Genomic DNA, 6738 nt, shown 5'->3' with positions numbered 1-6738 from the left:
CGATACAATACGGAGAGGCGCAGCGATGCGCTCGGCGGCCGCACGCCGGCCGAGTTCCGCGCCGCGCTGGGAAGGGCCGCGTAACGGTCCAAGAAATCGTCCGCAGTCCCGCCGATGCGGAAACTGCGTCCCGTTTCGGGTCTTTAAAGCGGGACGCGGCTTCCCCTAGGGAAGCATCTCGTTATTTGCCGTCGTCGTCCTGGGCTTCATCGCGCGCGTAGAGCTCCAGCATGCGGCGGCGGTATTCGCGCACGGCGAGCTTGGCGCGCTCCAGGCGGCGGCGCTCACGCGGAGTCAGCTCGGACGGGTCGATCTCGTCGCCATAGGTCTTCTCAGCCAGCAAATGAGCGGCGTCCACGATACGGGCATCGATGTGGCCGCTTGCCGCCTCGGTCGAGAGGCGGTCAGCAATGGAATCAAGGGTAGGTATGCCGTCGAGCGAACGCCCATGGCCATGCGAGGTCAAAAGCTCATGCTCGCGCGCGAGCAGGCTCGCTAGGTCGTGGTGAGCGCGCAGGATATCGAGTGCGTCGGCAGGGTGCTCGGCGACCTCTGCCACGGCAGTGGCCGGCGCGGCATCGACCACGCGATAGAAGAGCTGCGCGAGCAGCGGCATCAAGAACACCGTGATGGCACCGGCGGCTACCATAACCGAGGCGACGTCTTGCGACAGAGCGCCTGCGTTGACGGCCACACTCGTCACGGCAACGATGATCGGCAGGGCCGTGGTGCAGTACAGGGCCACGGTAATGCGGCCATACGCCGAAACGTCACGTGTCGCGGGACAAATGCTCATAGAGACAAGGATCGGTACGGCGCGAATGATCAGCAACGCCGCGATAAAGCCCACGAGCAGACCCGGGCGCGACGCCACGGCCGTCAGGTCAATCTTTGCGCCCGACACGGTAAAGAACACCGGAATCAAAAAGCCATAGGCCAGGCCATCGAGCTTGGTCTCGAGCGTATGGTTGCCCTCGGGGATGATATAGCGCAGGACAAAGCCAGCGGCAAAAGAGCCCAACACGATGTCGAGGTCAAAGATGGCGGAAAATGCCACGAGTGTGACCAGGATGAGCACCGTCAGGCGCACGAACGTCTGCGACGTCGTGTCGGCCCGTTCCTCGACAAACGCAAAGAAGCGGCTGCCGACGCGCTTGGAGCGGCTCGGAACCACGGCCAACAGCACACAGACCAGTGCAAACAAGCCAAGGATCACGAGCGTCTGGATACCAGTACGAGCGGAGAGCAGCACCGACATGGCAAGCACGGGACCGAGCTCTCCCCACGTGCCATAGGCAAGGATGGAGTCGCCCACGCGCGTGCCGGTCAGCGAACGCTCACGCATGATGGGCACGAGCGTGCCGAGCGCCGTCGAAGTGAGCGCCAGCGTCACGGCGATACCGTCGAAATGGCTGACCGAGAACCACGGGGTAAAGCGCACGGCAAGCCAGGCGATGCCAAACGTGACGACCCACGTCGCCATACCGTAGCGTCCCTCGACGCCCGTGATGTTCTTGGGGTCGATCTCAAAGCCGGCAAGCAGGAACAAAAAGGCCAGACCGAGCTCGGACACAAGCGAGACCTCGGCATCTACATGGATGACGCCGAGCATATGAGGTCCCAGCACCGCGCCGAACACAAGCAAAAAAACCGTCTCGGGAACGGGCTTTCCGGGAATCGCCGATGCGATAAAGGGGCTTGCAAAAGCCACAAGCGCGATGATGGCGAGCGAAACGAATGCCATGTGATGCCTTTCTCTTGTTTGCGCTTCACTGTAGCACCCTCGCCGTCCTCAATACGCCATGAGCTGTCGTATCATAGTGACGTTTACAAACATGTGGCTCAAGGCGACCGCGAGGCTTGTCCCGCAAACCGACCGCTGCCGCATACCGCACCGTACGCCCAACCGATCAGGAAGGCAGGAACCAATGGTCTCTCGTATTTACGTGGAGAAGAAACCCGGGTTCGACGTCGAGGCTCAGCAGCTCAAGGGCGAGCTGACCGAAATTCTCGGCATCAAGGGCATCGAGGCCCTGAGGATCATCAACCGCTACGACGTCGAGGGCATCGACGAGGAGCTTTTCCGCTCCTGCGTGCCGACCGTCTTTAGCGAGCCCCAGGTCGATGTGACCTACGACGAACTCCCCGCAAGCGATGGCGCCGTCTTTGCCGTCGAATTCCTGCCTGGCCAGTTTGACCAGCGCGCCGACTCCGCCAGCGAGTGCGTGCAGCTCATCAGCCAGGGCGAGCGCCCCGCCGTGCGCTCCGCCAAGGTCTATATGATCTCGGGCGCTCTGGACGAAGCCGCCATCGAGGCCATCAAGCACTACGTGGTGAATCCCGTCGAGGCCCGCATCGCCTCGCTCGACCTACCCGAGACGCTGTACATGGAGACCCCCGAGCCCCAGCCCGTCGAGGTGCTCGACGGCTTCCGCGAACTCGACGAGGCCGGCCTTGCCGCCTTTATCTCCGAGCGCGGCCTTGCCATGGACGAGGCGGACATCGCCTTCTGCCAGCAGTACTTCCGCGATGAGGACCGCGACCCCACCATCACCGAGATCCGCGTGATCGACACCTATTGGTCCGACCACTGCCGCCACACCACCTTCGGTACCGTCCTGGACGACGTGACAATCGATGACGCCGTGGTACAGCAGGCCTTCGACCGCTATATGGAGATGCGCCACGAGCTCGGTCGCGACGCCAAGCCCGTCTGCCTCATGGATATGGGCACCATCGGTGCCAAGTACCTTAAGAAGACCGGCGTCATGACCGATGTCGACGAGTCCGAGGAGATCAACGCCTGCACCGTCAAGGTGAAGGTCGATGTCGACGGCGAGGACCAGGACTGGCTGTTCCTGTTTAAGAACGAGACCCACAACCACCCGACCGAGATCGAGCCCTTCGGCGGTGCCGCCACCTGCGTGGGCGGCGCCATCCGCGACCCGCTCTCTGGCCGCAGCTATGTGTACCAGGCCATGCGCGTCACCGGCGCCGGCGACCCCACCGTCCCGGTCTCCGAGACGCTCGAGGGCAAGCTGCCGCAGCGCAAGCTCGTGACCACCGCTGCCGCCGGCTACTCCAGCTACGGCAACCAGATCGGCCTTGCCACCGGTCAGGTCAACGAACTCTATCACCCCGGCTACGTGGCCAAGCGCATGGAGGTCGGCGCCGTCGTGGGCGCCACCCCGGCAAACCACGTGCGTCGCGAGTGCCCCGCCCCCACCGACAAGATCATCCTGCTGGGCGGCCGCACCGGCCGTGACGGCATCGGCGGCGCCACCGGCTCCTCCAAGACCCAGAATACCGATTCCATCGAAACCTCGGGTGCCGAGGTCCAGAAGGGCAACGCCCCGGTCGAGCGCAAGCTGCAGCGTCTGTTCCGCCGCGGCGACGCCTGCCGCCTGATCAAGCGCTGCAACGACTTTGGCGCCGGCGGCGTCTCGGTCGCCGTTGGCGAGCTTGCCGACGGCCTGTATGTCGACCTGGACACCGTGACCAAGAAGTACGACGGCCTGGACGGAACCGAGCTCGCTATCTCCGAGTCCCAGGAGCGCATGGCCTGCGCCGTCGCCGACGGTGACGTCGAGGAGTTCATGGGTTATGCCGCCGAGGAGAACCTGGAGGCGACCGTCATCGCCGAGGTTACCGCCGAGCCGCGCATGCGTATGGCCTGGAACGGCGTCGCCATCGTCGATCTGTCCCGCGAGTTCCTCAACTCCAACGGCGCACCCAAGCACCAGGTCGCCCACGTGTGTGCCCGTAGCGTGTGGCAACCCAGCTGGGCCGGTACCACGCTTGCCGAGCGCATGACCTCGCTTGTCACCGATCTCAACGTCGCCTCCAACAAGGGCCTTTCCGAGCGCTTCGACTCCACCATCGGTGCCGCTACCGTGCTCATGCCCTTTGGCGGCAAGACGCAGCTCACCCCGAGCTCTGCCATGGTCGCCAAGTTCCCCGTGGACGGCGAGACCACCACGGCGAGCGCTATGGCATGGGGCTTCAACCCCTACCTGATGGAGGCCGACCAGTTTGCAGGCGCCTACCTGTCCGTGGTCGAGTCCATCGCCAAGCTCGTTGCCGCCGGCTTTGAGCACAAGCGCGCCTACCTCTCCTTCCAGGAGTACTTTGAGCGCCTGCGCACCGAGCCCGAACGTTGGGGCAAGCCCATGGCAGCCGTCCTGGGCGCCCTTATGGCCCAGGTCGACCTGGGTGCCGGCGCCATCGGCGGCAAGGATTCCATGAGCGGCTCGTTTGAGGACGAGGCCGGCGAGCTCAACGTTCCGCCGACCCTGATCAGCTTCGCTGTCGCCGTGGGCCGTGCCGCCCGCGCCGTCTCCCCCGAGTTTAAGGGCCTCACGCACCGCGTCGTTCGCATCGCCCCCGCCACCTATGGCGAGGACTACCGCCCCGATGCCCAGCAGCTGCTCGCCGCGTTTGACGCCGTCGAGGCGCTCACCGCTACCGGCGACGCCCTGGCCGTCTCCACGCCCGGCTACGGCTGCGGCGCCGAGAGCCTCTTTAAGATGTGCGTCGGCAACCAGATCGGTATCGAGCTTGCCGAAGATGTGGACGTTGAGAGCCTCTTCACCCCGCTCTACGGTAGCTTTATCGTCGAGCTCGCCGAGGACGCCGAGCTGCCCGAGGTCGCCGACGGCGTTGTCGTCGAGCCCCTGGGTACCACCGTCGAGGGCTATGTCATCGACACCGGCTCCGAAGTCATCGAGCTCGCCGAGCTCCAGGAGGCCTGGGAGAGCGGTATCGAGGGCGTCTTCGCCTACCGCAGCGCCGGCGAGACCCCCGAGGTCGAGGCCATCGACTTCCGCGCCAAGGATATCCACGTGTACGGCGGCGCCAAGATCGCCCGCCCGCGCGTGATCATCCCTGTGTTCCCCGGCAACAACTGCGAGTACGATAGCGCCCGCGCCTTCCGCGCCGCCGGCGCCGAGGCCGACACCTTCGTGATCAACAACCTCACGCCCGAGGCCGTCGCCGAGAGCACCCACGAGCTCGCCCGCCGCATCCGTGCAAGCCAGATCGTCATGATTCCCGGCGGCTTCTCGGGCGGCGACGAGCCCGACGGCTCCGCCAAGTTCATCACGGCGTTCTTCCGCGCTCCCGAGGTCACCGAGGCAGTCCGCGACCTGCTCAAGGCCCGCGACGGCCTGATGCTGGGCATCTGCAACGGCTTCCAGGCCCTGATCAAGCTCGGCCTGGTGCCCTACGGCGACATCGTCGACGCCACGCCCGATGCGCCCACGCTGACGTTCAACACCATCGGTCGCCATCAGAGCCGTCTGGTGCGCACCCGCATCTCGTCCAACCTGTCCCCGTGGCTGTCGCAGTGCAGTCTGGACGACCCCTACACCGTCGCCATCAGCCACGGCGAGGGCCGCTTTGTCGCCAACGATGAAGTGCTCGCCCAGCTGATCGCCAACGGCCAGGTCGCCACGCAGTACGTGGGCGAGGATGGCAAGCCCAGCATGGATCTCTCCGTCAACCCCAACGGCTCCGCGCTCGCCATCGAGGGCATCACGAGCCCCGACGGCCGCGTCCTGGGCAAGATGGGCCATGCCGAGCGTCGCGGCGACAACCTGTACCGCAACGTGCCCGAGCATGTTCCCGGCGACAAGTTCATGCCGATCTTTGAGAGCGGCGTAGCCTACTTCGCTTAAATACGTTCCCATCGGGTACAATCCCCTCGGGTAACAACACCCGCCACCGGCACACCCGGTGGCGGGTTCTTTTTTACTTCGCGCATACAGGAAGGACATCATGGAAAGCCGCAAGCCGCATCTCGCCACCCTGCCCGGACTCATCCTGGGCTGCCTCGTCTGCTGCGCACTCTGGGGGTCGGCTTTCCCCTGCATCAAGATCGGCTACGAGCTCTTTGGCATCCCCGCGCACGATAGCGCCTCGCAGCTGCTCTTTGCGGGCTTGCGCTTCACGCTTGCCGGCGCCCTGGTTATCGTTGGGATGAGCGCGGCCCAGCGCTGCCCACTCGTTCCACAGGCTCGCGACATTAAGCCCATCTGCATCCTGTCGCTCTTCCAGACTATCGGGCAGTACTTCTTTTTCTACCTGGGACTCTCGCGCGCCAGCGCCATGTCGAGTTCCATCATCGAGGCCAGCGCCAACTTCCTCGCCATCCTCTTTGCCGCCCTGGCGTTTCGCACCGAAAAGCTCGATGCGACCAAGGTGCTCGGCTGCGTACTGGGCTTTGCCGGCGTCGCATTCGTCAACCTTTCGGGTGCGGACGGCACCTTTGGCTTTACACTCGACGGCGAGGGATTAATCTTGGCTTCCACTATTGCGGGCGCCCTGTCGACCTGCCTCATTGGCATCTTCTCGCGCGAGCATGACGGCGTCTTGCTCGCCGGCTGGCAGTTTTTAGTCGGCGGTTTGGTCCTTACCGCCATCGGGTTTTTGATGGGCGGCGCGCTATTCCCCACCGAAATCGCCCCCGCCATCGCGCTCATCATTTATATGGCGCTCATTTCCGCCGTCGCGTACTCGCTGTGGTCCCGCCTACTCGCCGTCAACCCCGTTAGCCGCGTTTCGGTCTTTGGCTTTATGAACCCGGTCTTTGGCGTGCTGTTGAGCGCGTTGTTGCTCGGAGAGGGCGCTGGCACGAGCCCCGTTACCGTAATTGTGGCCCTGCTCTTGGTCTGCAGTGGCATCATCATTGTCAACAAACCTAAAAAGGCCTAACAAACCACCCCGTTTGGAAAAGGGCAG

Annotated in this window: 3 protein-coding genes; 2 read left to right on the top strand and 1 reads right to left on the bottom strand. The window is 64.3% G+C overall.

Features of this window, described 5'->3' with window-relative positions:
- Positions 1–181: 181 nt before the first annotated feature.
- Complete coding sequence (locus ACTQXO_RS07650; RefSeq protein WP_441032784.1) at positions 182–1744, bottom strand: cation:proton antiporter; 1563 nt, start codon at positions 1742–1744, stop codon at positions 182–184.
- 184 nt (positions 1745–1928) lie between these two features.
- Here ACTQXO_RS07650 and ACTQXO_RS07645 point away from each other — a divergent pair, with 184 nt between their 5' ends.
- Together ACTQXO_RS07645 and ACTQXO_RS07640 are read left to right on the top strand one after the other, a co-directional pair.
- Positions 1929–5675, top strand: coding sequence for a phosphoribosylformylglycinamidine synthase (locus tag ACTQXO_RS07645; RefSeq protein WP_427747911.1), 3747 nt, complete (start codon positions 1929–1931; stop codon positions 5673–5675).
- A gap of 100 nt (positions 5676–5775) precedes the next feature.
- Positions 5776–6711 carry a DMT family transporter gene (locus ACTQXO_RS07640; protein ID WP_441032788.1) on the top strand — a complete coding sequence of 312 codons (936 nt, stop codon included), beginning with the start codon at positions 5776–5778 and terminating at the stop codon, positions 6709–6711.
- Positions 6712–6738: the final 27 nt, after the last annotated feature.

Source organism: Collinsella sp. LCP19S3_D5 (assembly GCF_052121415.1).
In the GTDB taxonomy this organism is placed as follows: Bacteria; Actinomycetota; Coriobacteriia; order Coriobacteriales; family Coriobacteriaceae; genus Collinsella.
The sequence above is the reverse complement of the archived record's forward strand: the minus strand, read 5'-3'. Positions and strand labels throughout refer to the sequence as shown.

Coding starts and splice junctions, on each gene's coding strand:
- ACTQXO_RS07650 (WP_441032784.1), bottom strand. CDS start 1,744: ATGGCATTCGTTTCGCTCGCCATCATCGCGCTTGTGGCTTTTGCAAGC.
- ACTQXO_RS07645 (WP_427747911.1), top strand. CDS start 1,929: ATGGTCTCTCGTATTTACGTGGAGAAGAAACCCGGGTTCGACGTCGAG.
- ACTQXO_RS07640 (WP_441032788.1), top strand. CDS start 5,776: ATGGAAAGCCGCAAGCCGCATCTCGCCACCCTGCCCGGACTCATCCTG.